This window comes from Endozoicomonas sp. 2B-B, assembly GCF_053470045.1.
This window is the reverse complement of the sequence record NZ_JBLZMU010000001.1, coordinates 2,081,660-2,098,957: the sequence shown is the minus strand read 5'-3', so window position 1 is coordinate 2,098,957 and position 17,298 is coordinate 2,081,660. Positions and strand designations below refer to the sequence as shown.

The following is a 17,298-nucleotide window of genomic DNA, read 5'->3' as shown; positions in this document are numbered from 1 at the left end:
CCAGAGGGATGTTCTTGACACCCTCGTCCACCAGCCGCTATTCTCAGGGGGTGCTGGCAAAATCCGGCACCGGGATTGGTACCCCGTTTATGCTAAAGGCGCACAAGTCGCCCTTTCCTATTGCGGCTTTTTTTGTGCGTAACTCTTGTGCTTACCTCTTTATGGTGGGTCGAGTGGGGCAGCCTTCAGGCTGGCCGGGATCCTTTGGCGCCGGTAGTACCAACCCTGCTCGATTCGCCTCCATTATGAGATTGGTACCTCTGGGAGGCGGTTTAAAAAATCCGTCAAAGGGGGCATCTCACATGTCTAACTCTCTCCTGCCTGATCGTCTGGAATTTGAAGGTACAGAATTAACTGTTGTCGATCACAAAGGACGTCCATGCCTTACCTCTTCTGATCTTTCTAACGCTCTTGGCTACAAGACCAGCAATTCAGTTACCAAGATTTACGAACGTAATTCAGATGAGTTTTCAAGCGATATGGTCGACGTAGTCAAATTGGGTACGTCGGGAAATCTTCAAAGCACAACAAGGATTTTCTCCCCCCGTGGCTGCCACCTGATCGCCATGTTCGCCAGAACCCCAAAAGCCAAAGCGTTCAGAAAATGGGTACTGGATGTGCTCGACCACCTGACCGACACACCGGCAAAAGATTTTGATTCCGTCAGCTTTGGTCGTGAGGCCCTGGCCGTATGGAACCCGGCCACACAAAAAGCCGAGTTCAGCAACGACTACTTTCTCAGCAGTCACTTCCGACAGATCCGGCTGTTGCCAAAGCTGTTTGCTTTTCTCCAGCAGCAAGGCCTGCCCATCGAGGGCGCCATTATCGAATACAACGCCCTGTGTGAGCACTTCTCCGACAGCATGGAGGCGTGGCAGATCCACATCTGCAAGATCGAAGCCCTTAACGAGATAGCGAGAAGGAAGATATGAACAATAACGAGCACCGCACCGTTGAGCAGAAGGCCGCCTTGAGAGCCCGCATCCAGAAGCAGGTGGATGAGTTTTTGAAAGCGGGTGGAGTTATTAAGCAGCAACCGGGCTTTGAGTCCAAGCGGCCTGACCGATCTGTGAGTGGGTATGTCAGTCAGTATGATGTTTGGTTGAGGGGGTGAACAGCATGGAAACTGCAAAATGCTCCCGCTCTGGACTCGAAAAGCCCACCAGCGAACTGAACGGCTATGACCACCTTAATAATGATTATTCAGAGGCTTACTGCATGCGTATTGAGCAGTGTAACAGTCCGGAAGCGGAAGCGATTCTGGATGAAGTGATTGAAGATATGGCGGCTGGAACAGAAGAAGAGACTTCAGCTGATAAAATCAATTTGAAAGAATGGACCGCCCACCCTGGTCACCACAAAGAATTTCTTCACCAACCCTTTAATCTCAATGGCAGAACCGTGGCGAGCAACGGTCATGTAGCGATTACAGTACCTCTACGTGCTAATTACTGCGCAGCCCAGTCCGACGGCCCTGTTGACGATCGAATTCTGGAGCACTTCAGCACATTGCTTGAACCGGTCGATCACTACGTGCCACTGCCGGAACAAATCACTATTCCAAAACATGATGAGTGCTTTTATTGCCAGAGTTTTGAATCGGGTTCTAAAGATTGCCCGGAGTGCAAAGGCCACGGCTATGTGTCTTTTGAGAGTGATTACAATGGGTATGAAGCAGAGTGTAAAACCTGTCTTGGTGAAGGTGGTTTCATGGCACCAGCGCAGGGGGAAAGCTGTTTTTACTGCCACGGTTCAGGAAAGACTTACAAAGAACATCATTCAGTAGAGTTTCTTGGTATGCGACTGAACCCAAATTATTTCAACCTCTTAAACCGCTTGGATGAAGTTGAAGTTTCAGTCAACAGCGATAAACAGATATTGAAATTCAAAGCCAAAGAAAATGATCAGGTCGTTTATGGAACGATCATGGGGAAAAGGCGCTGATGGATATTAAAGAAATCGGTGAGTTAATTAATATGAGGATGCTGACACCCAGAGAGCTCTATAACGCAAACGGGTTTCCTCAGGACTACATCATTGACCGGGACACAACAGGTAGAAAACTGACAAAAACCAATCAGGTGGCCCGGTGTGGTAATGCAGTACCACCTCAATTTTCAGAGGCTCTGGTCAGGGCCAACATGATCAGCTCAGCCAAAGAACAAGCTGCATAGAGACAGAACCATGATGCAATGTGATTTTTTCGAAACTGCGGCAGACAGCCAACGGGACATAACACCGGATATTGATCAGTTATTGGCTGATGGTGGATACCCACATTACGAGGAACTTAAACCTGTTATTCCTAACAATATTCAAACCTGGGTCACAGCGCACTGTCTTGGTCATTATGCGTATTGCCATGTCCCAAATGAGCTCTTGAAAGAATCTAACGAAGTAGTAGTCCGCTATGTCTTCGCAAAGCACCAGGAAAGGGAAAAAGCGTCATGAGGAGGGTCATTTGTGAAGTGATGATAAAGCTATGGATTTGATACTGGCTGAAGGGATTGTTCAGCCGTTATTGGTATAACTATTGAGAAGGTAGAAGCTATGCAAGCCAAAGAATTTTTGAACGTCAAGGAAGTGAAAGATCGCTATGGATTTTCCAGCAGCGTCACGCTGTACAACTGGAGAAAAAAGAAGGGCTTTCCAAATCCTATTTCCGGTAGATATTATTCACTGGAAAAGATTAAAAAATGGGAAGAGGAACAAGGCCGAGTTTAACTCGGCCAATCCAAAACTGTGTACATATGTGTGTACAGATTTATTTAAGAAAAAAATTAAAGGCTTTAAAATCAATTGATTAGAATGCAGGTTTCGTAATCGTGCCAGTAGAAACTTCTCAGCATGTTCACTCCTGCCAATTTAATGCAATCTTCCCCTTCAGGGATTCAGTAATTCTGGAAGCAAAGTCCATCCGGTTCGCTTCAGGCAATTTAACCTGGATAACAACCTGGTCGGTATAGTCACAATCAATGATCTGTCCTGACAAAGATTCGAGCCAGTGTCGAAAAGCCTGTTCGCTGGCATAATCCAGCACTGCGGTTCCCCGAACCATGGGAACGCATTCAACCACAGGTAACTGTTCGACGGCGGCCTGAACTGATGAGCCATAAGCCCGAACCAATCCTCCGGCTCCCAACCTGGTACCACCAAAGTAGCGTACCACGACGGCAGCGACTTCTCCGATTTGACTATGCTGCAAAACATTTAGCATGGGCCTGCCAGCCGTGCCACCGGGCTCACCGTCATCATCAAATCCCATGACGGTATTCCCCTCGGGAGGGCCCGCTATAAAAGCCAGACAATGATGGGAGGCGTCAGGAAACTGTTTTCTCAGAGATTGCTGGAAGGAGAGTGCTTCGGCTCTTGAGGCCACTCTGGACAGGAAAGTAATAAAACGGCTTCGCTTGACTTCCGTTTCCCGCTCAAAAGAGGTTTCGGGTAAGAGGTCTGGCACCCGATAGCGGCCGGAGGGCTGGCTGGACATTCAATTCTCTTGTTGCAGTCAGGGCGATGTGAATGCACAAGACAAAGCAGAAAACAATCAACCCAGTGATCGTTGACCTTATTTTCCGCTAAATCTATGGGCACTCAGTGAAAGAAAAGTACTCCTTGAGCACTTCAACCAGATCAATAATATCATGCCCTGCACTGACAATACTGTAGCCAGAATCAAAAAACTCCGGACCCACGTCGGGCTTGCACCAGTGACACCGGGCATCAAAGTCAATATAGTTTTTCTCTTCATCCGGGCCAGGCAGCTTAATTCTCATGCTGTAAACCGCACCAATGAGAACCGGTACCGTACTGATGAGCATCAGACCATTGCTGCTGATATTGCCAATACTTCCCATTTCCTTGAGCGTGTTCCTGTTGTAAATGGTCAAATAATCATTCAACTGGTGACGCTTGATGCTGCGACGCTCCTTGCCGCGTGGGACCATAGACATAATCTGTATTCCTTTACTGCCCAACCTGTAAAAATTTAAACCAGAACCTTGTACAACTTGCTCTGCCTTAACTCACTCTGTTTCAGCATTAACTCCTGCTCTCGCTCTGTGATCTTTTTCTGTTCTCTGGTAAAAGCATCAAACTGCTGCATTAATGCTCTTTCCACTTCATCCACACAGCCCCTGAACTCGTTTTTGACCGGGTGCTGGCACAACTTGACGGCACGATCCAGCTCAGCCTGCCGCTCACTAAGGGAAGCAGCCTGGGTCTGCAAGCGGTTCAACTGAGCTTTGTTGGAGATATAACCGTCTTTAATCTCGAAATGACCTTCGGCCTTATCGCAATCCATAACGTTCTGACTGGTATTCCCAATCAGCGTCCACTGACCTTGCGGCCCCTTCCTCCGCCACCTGAACTTTTGAGGGTTGGCAGCGAACTCTTTAAGTCGACCGAAACCCATCGCTTTGATTACGTCAGGACCAATGGGATTCTTGTACAGAGACAGCCGCAGGTTATGATTAAGTTCAACACATTGAGTGATCACGTCCATTATTCGCTTTTCTAATGCTTCAAGGTCTGCTGGTTTAATTTGATAAACTATGACTTTCATGACAGCCTTCATCATATCGCTGTACGCTCTCTGAATGGTGGCCTCCGTTTGCATCGCCTCCCGCGCCCCCCCTGCACCACTCAGCTTTCGCCTGCTGGCCTGAAGGGAAGCCATAATGTCCTCGAAAAGCTTAGCGCCCAGAGCTTTGTCATTTAAACTCTTCACTACATTGTGAAGTTCAGTGACTCTTGTAAGAGCCTCTTCTAAAGCGACATCGCTCTCACGGATCAATTTTTTATTGGTCTCACTCACCATATCTTTGCCATCAAGCTTAATGCCTTCACTCTTTAACTGCTTGAAGTAACCACTGAGGCATTCACGTGTGGGTTTTGCATCCGCTGTTTCGACCAGATCCTCCTGATAGGTTCCCGGCAGAACAAAACGCCTCTCAATGGATTTGAGAAAGTCTGTAACTTCTGACTTGAGGTTGCTGGTCACAACAGGAATGGCTTCCGTGGGAATTCCCATCGCCTTCATATCCAGTCCATTCACCAAACTGACCGCTTCATCATTCAACCAGTGATGCTCCGCAGCATACACTTTATCCAGATGACTGTTGGTTCTGGCCTGCATCAACTCTTTCTCACAGCTCAGGGTATGATGACTTTTCTCACGACTGGCAATATCCACAGCCACAAGTTCAAGCCATGCATTCTTACAGACCCACTGGCGGACTTTCAGTTCAATCAGCTCCTGAAATGCTGCCTGAGAGAGACCCAGCTCTGCCCACTCTTTTTTAGCCATCTCAGCCAGTTGGGCTCTTATTTGTGGCAGGCTCTGCAAATAACCACTCTCGCCTTCTTCTGTTTTCTGAACAGGCAAGGTAACTGTTTGCTCAACCACTTTTTTCAAAGCGGGAGAAGCGTTATCAATGCCCTCAGGAAACAGATTTTCTTCAGCCTGCATGGACTCATCCAACGCGTTCAAAGCCTCCATAAATGCCTCTTTCTGTACGTCGGCACCTTTGATGTCTTTAACCGCATCCAGATCCACCGCCATGAACACTCTCTGTGCCTTGTGCAAGTCCTTGCTGTCACGGGTAAGACGGCCAAGCTGCTGAACCAGATAGTTTTCATTGGCTTCGCCACCGGCCTGCCCCACCAGCCCATGAAAAATACCTACACTGGCACTCCCCTGGGGCATGTCAGTGCCCACAGACTGCTCTTTGCTCAGGTAACCATCGGTACTCTGTCCACCCATACGTCTGAGCTGGGTAATGGTTTCCCGGGAAGCTGAAGCTCCTTGCCCATAGACCGGATCATCCTGATACTGCATCTGCAGATTCTTATCATGGTCATAGTAAATAACAGACTTCTGAACGCCCCCCATGGCCAGTCGTTCCTGATTCAAAGTCCGACTCATCTGATGCGCCTTTGTCGTACATTCATCACCCGACTCAGCGCCATCAAAGAAAATAATCTGGGGCTCTGGGCCTACCCTGTGCAAAACATCCGTCAGCATCTTGTTCCTGCCCTGCGGGTCGGAAGAGCTGAAAAACACCGGTTCCGACAGAGAAATGAAGTGCCAGAAACGCTGATTGGTGGTCACCGGGTCTGTTCTTGCTTTGTGACGCACTTCTTCTGCGGTGCCTGAAGCACTGGCCAAAGCTGCACAGTACAAGGTTCCCAAAGTTGCTGAGAGTAAATGCCGGGCTTTACATCCAAACAGAAATTCAGAATGTTTCAGATTGATACTTCGGGGCTCTACTTCAAAGGCATAGCCAAGCCCTCTGATCACTGCCTGCACGGTCTGAGCCACTGATATCGACTCAGCTTCGGTATGAGGCACCATCTCACTGTCAAACTCGTCGGCAAACACCATAGAGTTTTTGAGCAAGTCAAGACAGTCATCCAATTTTGCCAGTATCGCCTGCTTGTCCTGAATGAAACTTTCAGCGTCCAGCAAGGCCTGCTTCAGATGCATCAGAATCTGCACATCTGTGATTGAGGCGCCCACGGGCACTCGCCCCTGAGCCAGCAGGGATACTCTGTCATTAATCGAAGTTCCGGCAGGTAACCCCAGCAGGGTATTCTCAACCTCTACCAACCGGGCGACGGATAACTCACAGGGAGGTGCAAAGCAGGTTTCAAGATCCAATCGGCGATAGTCCTGCCCCTTGCGGGCGTAGTACTCACGCAAGCCTTTATCCAGTTCTGCCTGATTGGTCTTTGGAGCCATGACAATAATCGAACGGTCCGTATCAGCACCTAACTGGGCCGAAGCGTGATCCGTCAGCGCCAGCAGCAGTGTACTTTTACCGTAGCCAGTGCCCTTATGAGACATCATGGCAACTTCATGGCCATCGGCCCATTGGCTGACACCGTCCAGTGTAACAGCCAGTTCGTCGGCCTGGTCGGGTGACAAGACAATGTGATGCCTTCTTTCGAACGACAAAAGGGCCAGGTTTTTAGTATCCAGCAAGGTATTCTCGTAACTGCTGATTCGGTTATTCAGATTGCTCTGTCTGGATGCCAGCAGAGCCATATCCAGATTCCATTCCTGACAACGCCTGATGTATTCGTGGGGCTCACTCACCTGCTCAAAGGCGGCAAAGTCCAGATCCACCAACTCACTTTTAAGCGCCTCAAGGCGCTGACCTATCAGGCTGCTCTGCTCAAGGTCAATATCCACCAGCATCAGCTGCGACATGCGTTTGATAAACCCGTCAACATCATTACCACCCGGAGCCAGTCCCTTCTCAAAGTTACGAATGGCATGATCCAGAAGCTCGCCATCAGAAAAACCCTGCACATCATTTTCAGAAGCATTACGAATGTAGCTGACCAGACCTTTTTCCAAAGCTTTTTTTAACTGAAGTGTACGAACACAGTGCTTTCTGTTGTTGACGATGACCTTTTCAAAATGGCTCAAAACCGACTGCCTGTTGGTTTTTAGCGTTTTCGGATCAGGTATCCCACGGGGTCCCTGGGTTTGCAACTCGCAACCAGAGTAGACTGACAGGTTTTTAAATACCTGTTCCTGAAACGCTTTTTGTTCTCCTTCAAGCGTTTTAATAACACTTTCAGTGACACTTTTAGTGACACTATGAGCACTATCAACCAGCAACTCCCTCCTGGCTTTCAGAAACGCTTCACTGACATGGCCGAAACTGGCATTGACAGTAAAGGGCGAAAACTGTTCTGGATGAAACGTTTCCTGATGGGCACCGGTTTCCGGCTTCCTTGATTTTTCCTGAGCCACTTTTCTCACCACCGGAAGCTCAACAGGCAGGCTTCTGACACGTCCATCACAAGGTGTGCAGGTAAAAGGCGGTTTCAGTAATTGATGATCCACTTCCTTAACAACTTTCTTGTAACATTCATCAATTTGCTTGAGGGAAGCACTCGGTAGCCAGGTATTTTTCAGCGATTCAAGCTCAAGGACTTCAGGCGGATAATCTTTGCGTGATCTTGATGGTGAAGTACTGTCTGGCTTCAGTAAGCAAGCTTTACTCAGTAAGTTCGCTTTAATCAGCTCGCTTCTGGGGTTTTCCCCCCGGATTGGCACCGGGATCAGTTGATCATTGGAACCCAGTTCATACATAAAGCACTGCTGATCTGAAGGTGTTTTCTGAGCAACCAGCAGGACGGTTTGTCCCGAAGCACTTTTCAGGGGAATCCAGTCCCGCTTTTTTTCTCTTCCTTCCTTGCTGACCTGAAAGGGAACTTCGAAATTGGGATGCTCATGAAGAAAAGCAGGATCCAGAGACCAGGTTCGTCCATCCAGCTGAATCTGCCAGTGCTGACCCTCTTTGGAGTGAAACACCAGTGAAGGTCGGCATTGGGCACCTTCAGACAATTCAATGTATCGGTCACCGGTAACAAGGCTGGTTTTATGAAGAGCAACCTTATTAAAACCATTCATGAAACTGTTTATCAGACAGTTAGGGTTCTGGGTAAGAGCGCTCACCCTGAAGCCAGCCTGAGTCTGAACATGACCTGAAGCTTCTGCCAGAGGTACCGGTGAATCTGGCTGAAAGCAGGCAATTTCGGCTTGATGAGGGTGTTCAACAGCTTGGGTAAAGTCATCATCATGAGTAAGGCCCCTGAACTTCTGCTTCGGCTCGAGCCTGGTTTCCTGAGCCAACAACTCTGTGCACTGTCTTTCCAGCTTGAGCCTGCGCGTCTCTCGCTCTTTTCGGGTTTCGTAATTCTCTTTGTGCTGCCTGACAGCCATGGTGAGAACCAGTGATCCGGGTCTTTTCAGCTCCTTTTGAAGGGTTCTGAGCACCTTTGTCATGGTCGGTGTCGCGGGTAATCCAAATTCATCCCTGATCTGACTGAGCCCCACCAAGGAGGCATCGGCATAGCTGAAGTCAACCCATTGCGTTGCCCCTGCTGCTAAATTTGCGGACCCGGGTTGTTTAACAATCCCTTCATGCTGCTCCTGTAAACTGGACAGCAGAGTTAAGAGTCTGTCACAGATCTGCGGATCCCTGACCATTTGCTCTTCCAGAGAATGGCCCGCCTGCGGCTTGAGAGCGACTCCCAGCTGTTGATCCAGTCTGGCTTCAAACTCCGCCTTTTGATATTCAACCAGCTTCGATAAAAATACCCGTCCATGTTCGGGCACACTGCGTCTCAACCGGGGTGGCAGATGCTCTGAAGCCAATCGCTGAAGCGAGTATTCATACCGTTTTAAAAGCCGATGCCCTTCGTCTGGCCCCTCAATCGTTGCAATTTTTTTCTTCCAGGATTCATTCAGACGCTTTGAAGCTGATCTGGCAAGGGCGCACAAGGCATGTGTATAGAACTCCCTGTCCCGATCCCCCGAACTTTTTGCCAACAGTGTACTCATATTGGTCAGTTCCAAATCGACTATGGCTTCAGGATCTTCCGGGCCAGCCAGAGCATCAGGCTTTAAGGCTTCAAGAGTCGCTTCGAATCTGTCGAGCTGAGTCTGAAAATCATCCTGCTCCCTGGCCATTACTTGTATATTGCCCCGGGTCAGGGATACAGTCCGGTCAATCTGACGGGTAAACTCATCCACTAAAGGGCGATCCGGGGTCGCACCCGGGGCTTTTTGATAGGCCTGATCAATGGACTCCAGCTCCATCAGGAACTGCTCATGGACTGATATCACTTCTTTTCGGGAGCCACTCCTGCCCGGAAAATCATCCGGACCGGTGAAATGATAAATTTCCCTTTCTTTTTCAATCACTTCCAGTCTGGAAGCCAGCTCAGACCAGGCTGAACTCATTTTTTGAATCAGGCCCGAAATAACAAAAGTTCCTGGGCCAAGAGAAGCAAACTCTTTGCTTTTGATCTCTGAAACGACTGTCCCCAAATCTGTCCACTGGGGCAATGGAGATTCCTGAGTGAGATCCAAACCTTCATCAGCAGATGAATCGAACCGATCAGGTAACGGATCAGAAGAAGCCTTTGAAGTATAAGACTCCGCCTCGGAAAAGCCGTCCTCGGAAAGAGAATCTGACTCATAACCGGAGTCAACCTGATGACTGTCAACCTGATGACTGTCAGCCTGAAGCGTTAATTGATTGAACCGCTCAGATTCGCGCTCAAGGCTTTCCTTAGCTTCAACTAATTCTTCGTTTTTTAATATCAGGGCGCTCTCTTTCTCAAGAACTTGAGCTTCCAGATTACTTTTCGTTTCAGAGAGTGTTTCAACCCGTTCCCGCTCAACTTCTAACTGGCTTTGTAGAGAGGCCTTGGCCTTAAGAGCTTCTTCTGATTGCTGCTCGACTTCTCTCTTTTTCTCTCTAATCTTGTTCAACTCTTCCTGAGTTATATGCAGTTGGTCTTTTAAATGAATAACTTCAGTGGCAAGCGTCTGGTTTTCAATACTCACAGCCTGAAACTCAGTCAGTTTGGATTGCAAACCCTTTCGCTCCTGCTCCAGGTCACTGACAGCCTCTTCCAGCTTTATCTTTTCCTGATCCCGCTGGCGCTGTTCCTGCTCAAGACTCTCGGCTAATTTTTGATGAGCAAGTTCTTTCTCTTTCAATGCAAGCGTATGATTTGACGCTGCTTCTCTGGATTGATCAGTCAGGCTCTTTAATTCAGCTTTCAGGCTTTCAGCCTCGCTCTGAACACGACTGACTTCTTCTTTTCTCTCCTCAAGGCCCAGAGATTTTTGCTGCAGCTCAAGATCTTTCGTCTTACCTTCCAGTTCAAGCTTTGAAACCCGGTTATCAACATCATTTTTCAGATCCTGGAGTTTTTGCAACTGCTCTTTAAGATCAACGACGATCTCTTTGTGCGAGCTGGTAAGACGCTGCCTTTCTTCTTCCCAACCCGAAGCTTCATGCTTGTGCCTGCTTTCCTGAAAAGCCAGATCTTTTTCAAGCTGACTGCTGTAACCTTGAGCCTCTTTCAACGCCCTTTCCTGTCTGACACCCAGTTCATCGACCTTACCCTTTAAGCTGTGAGCCTCTTTTTGGCTATCCCTCAACAGGGCTTCCAGTTCGCTAAGCCTTGTATCCTTTATTTTTCTTTGTTCTTCTGCCGTCTCGGAAAGCGATTTAAAGTGGTCCCTGTTTTCTTTAGCCAGACGAATCTGTCTTTTAAGATCAGCAAACTCCAGTGACTTCTCACTTTGCTCATCGTTAAGCTGCTTTTTCAGAGACTCCAGAGTGGTTTCTGCCTCTTCAAGGCTGCCTCGCAAAAGGTGCAGCTCCTCATTCTGCTTTAAAGAAGCGCTATGAGCCTGATCCTTCTCTTGCGTCAATCTTTTTACTTCCAGCTCCAACCTTCCATATTGTGTACCCAGTTCGGTAGCCTCACCTTCCAGACTCAACACCCTGGTTTGACTTTCCTCAAGACTGTTTTTCAACGCAATCAACTGGTTATTTACACGCTCAATGCTTTGTTCTTTCTGTTCGAGAGTGGCGTCTTTATGGGATAGCTCAAGCTTTGTCTTCCTGACCTTCTCCTGAGACGCAAGAAGTTGCTGATCAAGTCGTTGTTTTGTTTCAACCAGCTGGTCATGCTGGTTTTTCAAATCAGCAAACAGTTTTTTCCTGGCCTCCTCAATTCTGACCTTTTCTTTATCCCAGTCAGCTGAAGCAACTTCTGCCTTTTGCTCCAGTGCCTCGACCTGTAGCTTAAACTCATCTCGCTCCCGGATGAGCCTTTCCATCTCAAGGGAATGCTGACTTTTCAGACTTTCTGCATTGAGCTGAAGCTCCTGAAGCTGCTTCTTCACCTGATCTCTGTCGTAAGCAAGAGCCTCTGACTCTGATTGAAAGTGATCTCTTTTCTTTTCGGTCTCTTTAAGGCGACTTTCCAAATCAGACACTCTGGATCTCGAATCCCTGAGCTGGTTTTCCCATTGAGATTTCTCAATCTCAGCGGCATCACTACCGCTTCGTAAATTTTTCTCAGCTTTCAGAAGCATTTGCTTTGCTTCATCTCGCTCCCGGGCAATTAACTGAACTCTCTCTTCCAACTCAATGACTTTATTGTCACTCAATTCTTTCTCAGGGAGCAGTTGTTGAACTCTGTGCGTGAGCTTTTCAATAGCACGAACTTGATCATCGACATTCTGGCTAAGCGCAACCACTTTCTGTTGCTTTTCCTGCGTTCTTTGATTGGCTTTTTCAATCTCGCGCCTGAATTCAACCTCAGCTTCTTCAAGTTCCCGAATCCTGTCGTCCTTTGCCAGGATCGAAGATGACAGCGAGTTTTCCCTGATTTTGGCTTCGGCAAGTTCATCTTCTTTGCCGGTTAGCAGATCTTTTAGTCGATTCACTTCCTGCTGGCTTAACTGAAGCTCTCTGTGATAACGCTCTGACGTCTCCTGCAATTTAGGGATAGACTCGTCAGCTATTGCAGAGCGCTCTCTCGCCTCTCTTTCCTTGCTTTTTGCTTCATCAAGTTTGCTTTGCAGCTTTTCTGTGTTGTTTTCAGCAGCTTGAAGCTGTCTTATATATTCGGTGACCTCCTCTTTCGAGGACCGGGTAGCCCTTTGAGCCGTCTCAAGTTCTCGGCGAAGGGCTGCCAGCGATGACTCGAGTTTATCTTTCTCTTCCTCAAGCCCATCGCTCTTAACCGTTAGCTCCTGAACTTTTCTCCTCTCAATCACTAACGCCTGATCTCTCTGTGAAAGATCCTCCTCTTTTGAGCGAAGATCATTCTCAAGACTGACTATTTTTTCCCTGAGTTCACGCTCAGTGCTCTGCAACCTTGACTGCAACTCATTCAGCTCTCTCTCTTTGTCTGTGAGCTGAATCTGTACCTGCTGTTCAGATATTCTGGCGCTTTCGACCTCTGACTCTAAATCAGCTTTTTCTTTTTGATGCTTTTGTTCAGCAACTCTTAACTGCTCTGCAATCTGAGCCATCTCAGCCTCGTGAGATTGACTCTCCTGCGAACCGTTACTCTGTTCAAGCCGGAGACTCTGCAGCTGCTCTTTCAGGGAGGTGATCTCAGCTCTGGCTATATCCAGCTGCTCATTCAGCGCTTCCAGACCTTTTAAGTCCTGCTCATATTTGAGTTGCAAGTCTTCCAGTTCGGCCTGTTTAGTCAATAGCGACGCTTCAAGCTTCGCTTTTTCTTCCTGAGCCTGATCCTTATGCTCAACAAGGCTTTGTTGCAGGCCTTTGATTTCATCGTCGTATTTCTGTCGTTCCAGATGAATCTCTTTTAATGATCGGGCTTTTTCCTCAAACTCAGACTGCTGCTTCTCGAGTTCTTCGACCTTTTCCCGTAGATCTTTTTTGGTATCCGTTAATGCTTTTTTGAGATCTTCTTCACGAGCAAGCGCCCCTTTATAGTCGCCTTCAAGGGCAAAAAGTGATTGCTCTGCTGAATCCGCCCTGCTGTCTGCTTCTTCAAATTTTCTTTGCAGCTGATCCAGCTTTTGCTTGTGAGCTTCTACAATACGATTTAGCTGCTCTTCCAGTTGCTTCGCCTTTTCTTCAACTTGTTTTTTCTTGCCAGTGACATCGACATGGGCCAGAATCCAACGATCACGATACTTGGTAAGCTCTTTCACCTGCGATTCAAGCTGCGCCACTCTTGCAGTATCCACTTGCTTTAGTGTTTCAAGGTCCTTGTTGAGTGCCTTGATATCAAGATGCAGTAAACCATTTTGCCTGAATAAATCAGCCACTCGCTCTTGAGCATTTTGATAACTCTGCTGAAGCTCTGCCAGCCTGGCTCTTTCCTGATTCAGTTCATTTTCAACGGATTGATAGCTCTCCAGGTACTCCTGCCGCAGTCGCAGTATCAGCTGATCCTTTTGTTCCAGAGCTGAAACAGCCTCCTGACCCATCTGCTGATGGTTCAGATGGGCTGCCTGAAGTTGACTTTGCAGCGCGTCTATTTTTTGACCAGAGTCAACCACCTGTTTCTGGAGTTCTGACAGAGTAACGCCATTGTCAGCCAGCATTCGGGTTTGCTCTTTCATTCGAGCTTGAAGCTGACTGTTCAATGCTTCCAGCTCATCCAGCCTGTCGTCAGAATCGAAGGTTTCTGCACTCAATAATTCGCTGCTGCCAATGGGAGATCCATGGGTACTGACTATCCGATACTGCTCCTCACGTAACTGACGATCCCTCTCGCTGAGTTCGTCTTTTAGTTCGGATTGTTCTTTCTCAAGCTCACTCAGCCTTTCTGAAAAACCTTCAGGCACTCTCTTTTCTTTCTGCTTGAGGACTTCTACTGCTTCCTTCAGTTCAGTCAACTGATTGCGGGTCTGTTGCAGCTCGTTGCCTAATTCTTCTTTCTCTTCTCTGAGACATCTCAGTTCCTGTTGCGCCCTGGATAGTTCAAAACTCCGGGTGGAAAGAACAGGACCATCAGGCGGTCTGGGAGTTGCAAGTGTAGGCACCAACGGTGGCGTGCCGAGACTATTCTCTGCAAAGATGTGACCAAGAAACGGATCATTCTCTGAAGGGCTGGAAATCTCTTCAGGGTTTGTTAGCTCGGGGGAATGCTGACAATAGAACTCAGCGAGTGCCAGAACCTCGCGATTCATTTTATCCAGCTCATACCGTTTCAGCAGTCCCCATGCCCATGCTTCCTTCGATTGACCACTGGCTGTGATTACATCAGCAACACCGGTCTGCAGAACCTCTATCTGATGAAGCATGGATTGGGCCATGGCCAATGTCATCAAAGGCCCGTTGTTGCCATTGAGGCCAGTTTCCAGCTGTTGGCGGTTAGCTGGCATTTTAAAGCGCCAGCCCAACACATCATGGACCCTGCCCAGCCGTTCAGCCATCTGTAGTCTGGTTTTCCTGTCAGCAGTTTTTACTGTCTCAGGCCTTATGCTTTCTCTGAGTCTGAAAAGAGTATGATCAGCAACCTGACTGACAGGACGGGCATAAGCCCTGCAAATCATGTTGTGAGGTTTTGGAATTGAGGGTGTGCCCACATCGACATGGGAGATACCCCTGTCTCCAATGGGGGTTGTAATTGGACGATCGCCTTGTAGAAGCTTATTTGGCAGTTGAACTGAACCCACACCATGACTTGTCTGTTCCTCAGAAGTCTGGGAACCATGCACTGATGTACTGTTCAGGTGTTGGCTATGGGGTATGCCAATGCCACTGCTTCTATGGTCCATGCGGTCTACAACATCCGTTGAAAAACTACACAACTGCCAAGAAACAGCTTACATTCCGGCACCTAAGACGCTAAATTCATACCTGTCGGATGAATTCACAATTTAAGATTAGCAGTGGGTTGCCGAGGAGTTTTGCATTCCGGTGGCTTGAAAGCACAGCTCGTCAAAACGCCAGAGTACTCATCTGGACGGCGCTGAGATGGCTTTGGTCGCGTCGCTCATAAACTCAATAAAATAGGGAAGCAAAACCTGATTGACCTCAGCCAGTGACGTCGTTTCTATCCAGCCCGGGCCATGTAAACGTCTCTGTTTCTCAAGCTCTTGCCAGTTCAATCTGCAGGAACCCAGGCTAATAAAAGGTCTTTGCTCGCCATTACCCGGAACGGCCCAGTCAAAACGAATCCTGCCAAGGTAAGGCCTGATGCTTTTTTCTCTGACAGAAATGGGCTGTTCGGAAATCAATCTGGAATTGGCAGAATAACGAGCACTAACAAGAGCGTCAGAATTAAACAGTTCACTGGAGCCCATGATCAGGTATTTAACAGCCGAATGAGATTGGTACCAGCGCTTGAGACGACCTTCATCATGAACAGTGTTTTCTCCCCCTAATCCGGTAAATGACATCCACTTTTTAAACTGGCAGCTGTCGATCTCCCGGGTCATGTTGGCAGGACAGGTATGTTCAACGCTGGATAACAGGGTTTGATAAAATTTCAGGCTGTCACTTGCCCCAGCCAGTGGGAATCGAGATCTGAGTATCTGGTAAAGTCTCACGCTGTTTTCAAAATCTGGCGCCAATGTCAGATCACTGGCCACCTTGATAACAGGTACCAACAAACCTTTTGGTTTTGATTCCAGCAGAGTCAGCATATCTGCAGAAAATGAGCACTGTCCTGTCAGGGTCATGTATTCGTCAGGTACCAGAGATTCAAGGGAGGGATGAGTATTCTTGACCTGCCATTGATGATTGAAAGTCCAGCCTGATGGCTTTTTTAGAACTGTATTTGCGGATTGGGAAGTGTCTGCTTTAGTCTCAAACCAGTCAAATAGCGAGCAGGAAGAAGTCATGACTGCCATCGCAACCACCAGACATATGCGCACTGTTATGGGAAAAAAGCCCATCATCGACCCACATCTCCGGAAAAAGTTATTACCTTAAATGTAGCCAGTTTAAAACTGAATCTCGCTTTTCATAAAATGAAAGGTGGTTTTCAGAAGCTGTCAAGATGTTGTTTAGCACCCTGCAGCGCCTGAAACCACTTACCTCGCTATGAGGATTATTCCAGCCCCAGACCTTCCCTGGGGGGTTGTGTCAGTTCCCTGACAGTATCTTCCAGTTGCTGAAGTTTGCGGTTAACCTGCACCCGGAATGAATCAACCGCTTTAACTGCCTGCTGCTGATCTTCCACTTTCCTGGTGAGCTCAGCCTGAAGTTTTTTCTGATCAGCCACCAGCTTTTTCATTTCAGCAACCTGTTTGTCAAACTTCGCAAGGCTCTCCGTCATCATACCCTGGGCAGCCACCTGCTCAGTGCTAATGGCCTTCATCAACTGATCCATTTCACGAATACGCTTCTGCAAAGCACTCAGCTGGCCAGATGCTTTATCCGCTGTTTTGCCTGCCTTATCTGCGTCCTTGAGAGCTTTGGCAACATTATCCTTATTGATCAGGATCCACTGGCGGTTTCGCTTATTCGAAACATCCCAGAGCTTGCGAATTTCAGAATTCACTACCTCCAGCTCAGATCGCAGCGCTGAGCCGCTCTGATCAAGGTTTTCACCGGTAGCAGTGATCTCTCCGGTCACGGTACTCAGTTTTTCCTGAGTGACCTTCAAGGCCTGGCGGGTATCAGCCAACTCCTTTTGTATCAATTTGAATTGCCAGACGCCACCCGCCCCAAGCACAACAATCATGACCAGTATGAGCCAGGTCAGGCCATTTCCACCTTTAGCCGAAGCAGTCCGCCCCGAGTCCCCTTTCTTGAGAGGAGGCGTTCCTCCGGAAGCCACAGCTTTCCTGCGCCCCGGACGCTCGTCCGCTGCAATTGAGAAATCCGGTATATCATTGATCGCCTTTTTCTCTTCTCTCATGGGTTTCTCATCTGTCTCTTAATCCGCTACGGGCATCTGTTCCGCCATGGGCAGTTGAGGGGCAATACTACTATGAAATAGAGACTGGAATAAGGGCAACAGACTTTATGATCA

The 17,298-nt window shown here is 48.1% G+C and carries 11 protein-coding genes; 6 read left to right on the top strand and 5 right to left on the bottom strand.

Going from position 1 to position 17,298, the window contains the following annotated elements:
* Window positions 1–14 precede the first annotated feature (14 nt).
* From ACOMHB_RS08385 to ACOMHB_RS08360, 6 genes are all read left to right on the top strand, one after another.
* Window positions 15–932, top strand: coding sequence for a BRO family protein (locus tag ACOMHB_RS08385; RefSeq protein ID WP_448216253.1), 918 nt, complete (start codon window positions 15–17; stop codon window positions 930–932).
* Window positions 929–1,114, top strand: coding sequence for a hypothetical protein (locus ACOMHB_RS08380; protein WP_448216252.1), 186 nt, complete (start codon window positions 929–931; stop codon window positions 1,112–1,114). Before ACOMHB_RS08385 ends, ACOMHB_RS08380 begins: the two co-directional genes overlap by 4 nt.
* 5 nt (window positions 1,115–1,119) lie before the next feature.
* Window positions 1,120–1,944, top strand: coding sequence for a hypothetical protein (locus tag ACOMHB_RS08375; protein ID WP_448216251.1), 825 nt, complete (start codon window positions 1,120–1,122; stop codon window positions 1,942–1,944).
* Window positions 1,944–2,174: a DNA cytosine methyltransferase gene (locus ACOMHB_RS08370; RefSeq protein WP_448216250.1), complete on the top strand. Its 231-nt coding sequence runs from the start codon at window positions 1,944–1,946 to the stop codon at window positions 2,172–2,174. The genes ACOMHB_RS08375 and ACOMHB_RS08370 overlap by 1 nt, the downstream gene beginning before the upstream one ends.
* A 10-nt stretch (window positions 2,175–2,184) precedes the next feature.
* Entirely contained in the window at window positions 2,185–2,451 is a 267-nt protein-coding gene (locus ACOMHB_RS08365) for a hypothetical protein (protein ID WP_448216249.1), read from the top strand.
* Between the two features lie 99 nt (window positions 2,452–2,550).
* Window positions 2,551–2,724 (top strand): helix-turn-helix transcriptional regulator, encoded by a 174-nt coding sequence (locus ACOMHB_RS08360; RefSeq protein WP_448216248.1) that lies wholly within the window; start codon window positions 2,551–2,553, stop codon window positions 2,722–2,724.
* 127 nt (window positions 2,725–2,851) lie between these two features.
* On the opposite strand, the gene ACOMHB_RS08355 is transcribed toward ACOMHB_RS08360, so the two are convergent.
* The 5 genes from ACOMHB_RS08355 to ACOMHB_RS08335 form a co-directional block, all read right to left on the bottom strand.
* The gene (locus ACOMHB_RS08355; RefSeq protein ID WP_448216247.1) at window positions 2,852–3,490 is read right to left on the bottom strand and encodes a YigZ family protein; all 639 of its coding nucleotides are present in this window, start codon (window positions 3,488–3,490) and stop codon (window positions 2,852–2,854) included.
* Window positions 3,491–3,584: 94 nt separating this feature from the next.
* The gene (locus ACOMHB_RS08350; protein ID WP_422132897.1) at window positions 3,585–3,953 is read right to left on the bottom strand and encodes a PilZ domain-containing protein; all 369 of its coding nucleotides are present in this window, start codon (window positions 3,951–3,953) and stop codon (window positions 3,585–3,587) included.
* A gap of 35 nt (window positions 3,954–3,988) precedes the next feature.
* On the bottom strand, window positions 3,989–15,094 hold the full coding sequence (locus ACOMHB_RS08345; protein ID WP_448216246.1) for a hypothetical protein: 11,106 nt from the start codon (window positions 15,092–15,094) through the stop codon (window positions 3,989–3,991).
* A 180-nt stretch (window positions 15,095–15,274) separates the two neighbouring features.
* Window positions 15,275–16,171 carry a hypothetical protein gene (locus ACOMHB_RS08340; protein WP_448216245.1) on the bottom strand — a complete coding sequence of 299 codons (897 nt, stop codon included), beginning with the start codon at window positions 16,169–16,171 and terminating at the stop codon, window positions 15,275–15,277.
* Window positions 16,172–16,371: 200 nt separating this feature from the next.
* Complete coding sequence (locus ACOMHB_RS08335) at window positions 16,372–17,184, bottom strand: hypothetical protein (RefSeq protein ID WP_448216244.1); 813 nt, start codon at window positions 17,182–17,184, stop codon at window positions 16,372–16,374.
* Between the last annotated feature and the right edge of the window lie 114 nt (window positions 17,185–17,298).

Coding starts and splice junctions, on each gene's coding strand:
- ACOMHB_RS08380 (WP_448216252.1), top strand. CDS start 929: ATGAACAATAACGAGCACCGCACCGTTGAGCAGAAGGCCGCCTTGAGA.
- ACOMHB_RS08370 (WP_448216250.1), top strand. CDS start 1,944: ATGGATATTAAAGAAATCGGTGAGTTAATTAATATGAGGATGCTGACA.
- ACOMHB_RS08365 (WP_448216249.1), top strand. CDS start 2,185: ATGATGCAATGTGATTTTTTCGAAACTGCGGCAGACAGCCAACGGGAC.
- ACOMHB_RS08360 (WP_448216248.1), top strand. CDS start 2,551: ATGCAAGCCAAAGAATTTTTGAACGTCAAGGAAGTGAAAGATCGCTAT.
- ACOMHB_RS08335 (WP_448216244.1), bottom strand. CDS start 17,184: ATGAGAGAAGAGAAAAAGGCGATCAATGATATACCGGATTTCTCAATT.
- ACOMHB_RS08375 (WP_448216251.1), top strand. CDS start 1,120: ATGGAAACTGCAAAATGCTCCCGCTCTGGACTCGAAAAGCCCACCAGC.
- ACOMHB_RS08355 (WP_448216247.1), bottom strand. CDS start 3,490: ATGTCCAGCCAGCCCTCCGGCCGCTATCGGGTGCCAGACCTCTTACCC.
- ACOMHB_RS08340 (WP_448216245.1), bottom strand. CDS start 16,171: ATGGCAGTCATGACTTCTTCCTGCTCGCTATTTGACTGGTTTGAGACT.
- ACOMHB_RS08350 (WP_422132897.1), bottom strand. CDS start 3,953: ATGTCTATGGTCCCACGCGGCAAGGAGCGTCGCAGCATCAAGCGTCAC.
- ACOMHB_RS08345 (WP_448216246.1), bottom strand. CDS start 15,094: ATGGACCATAGAAGCAGTGGCATTGGCATACCCCATAGCCAACACCTG.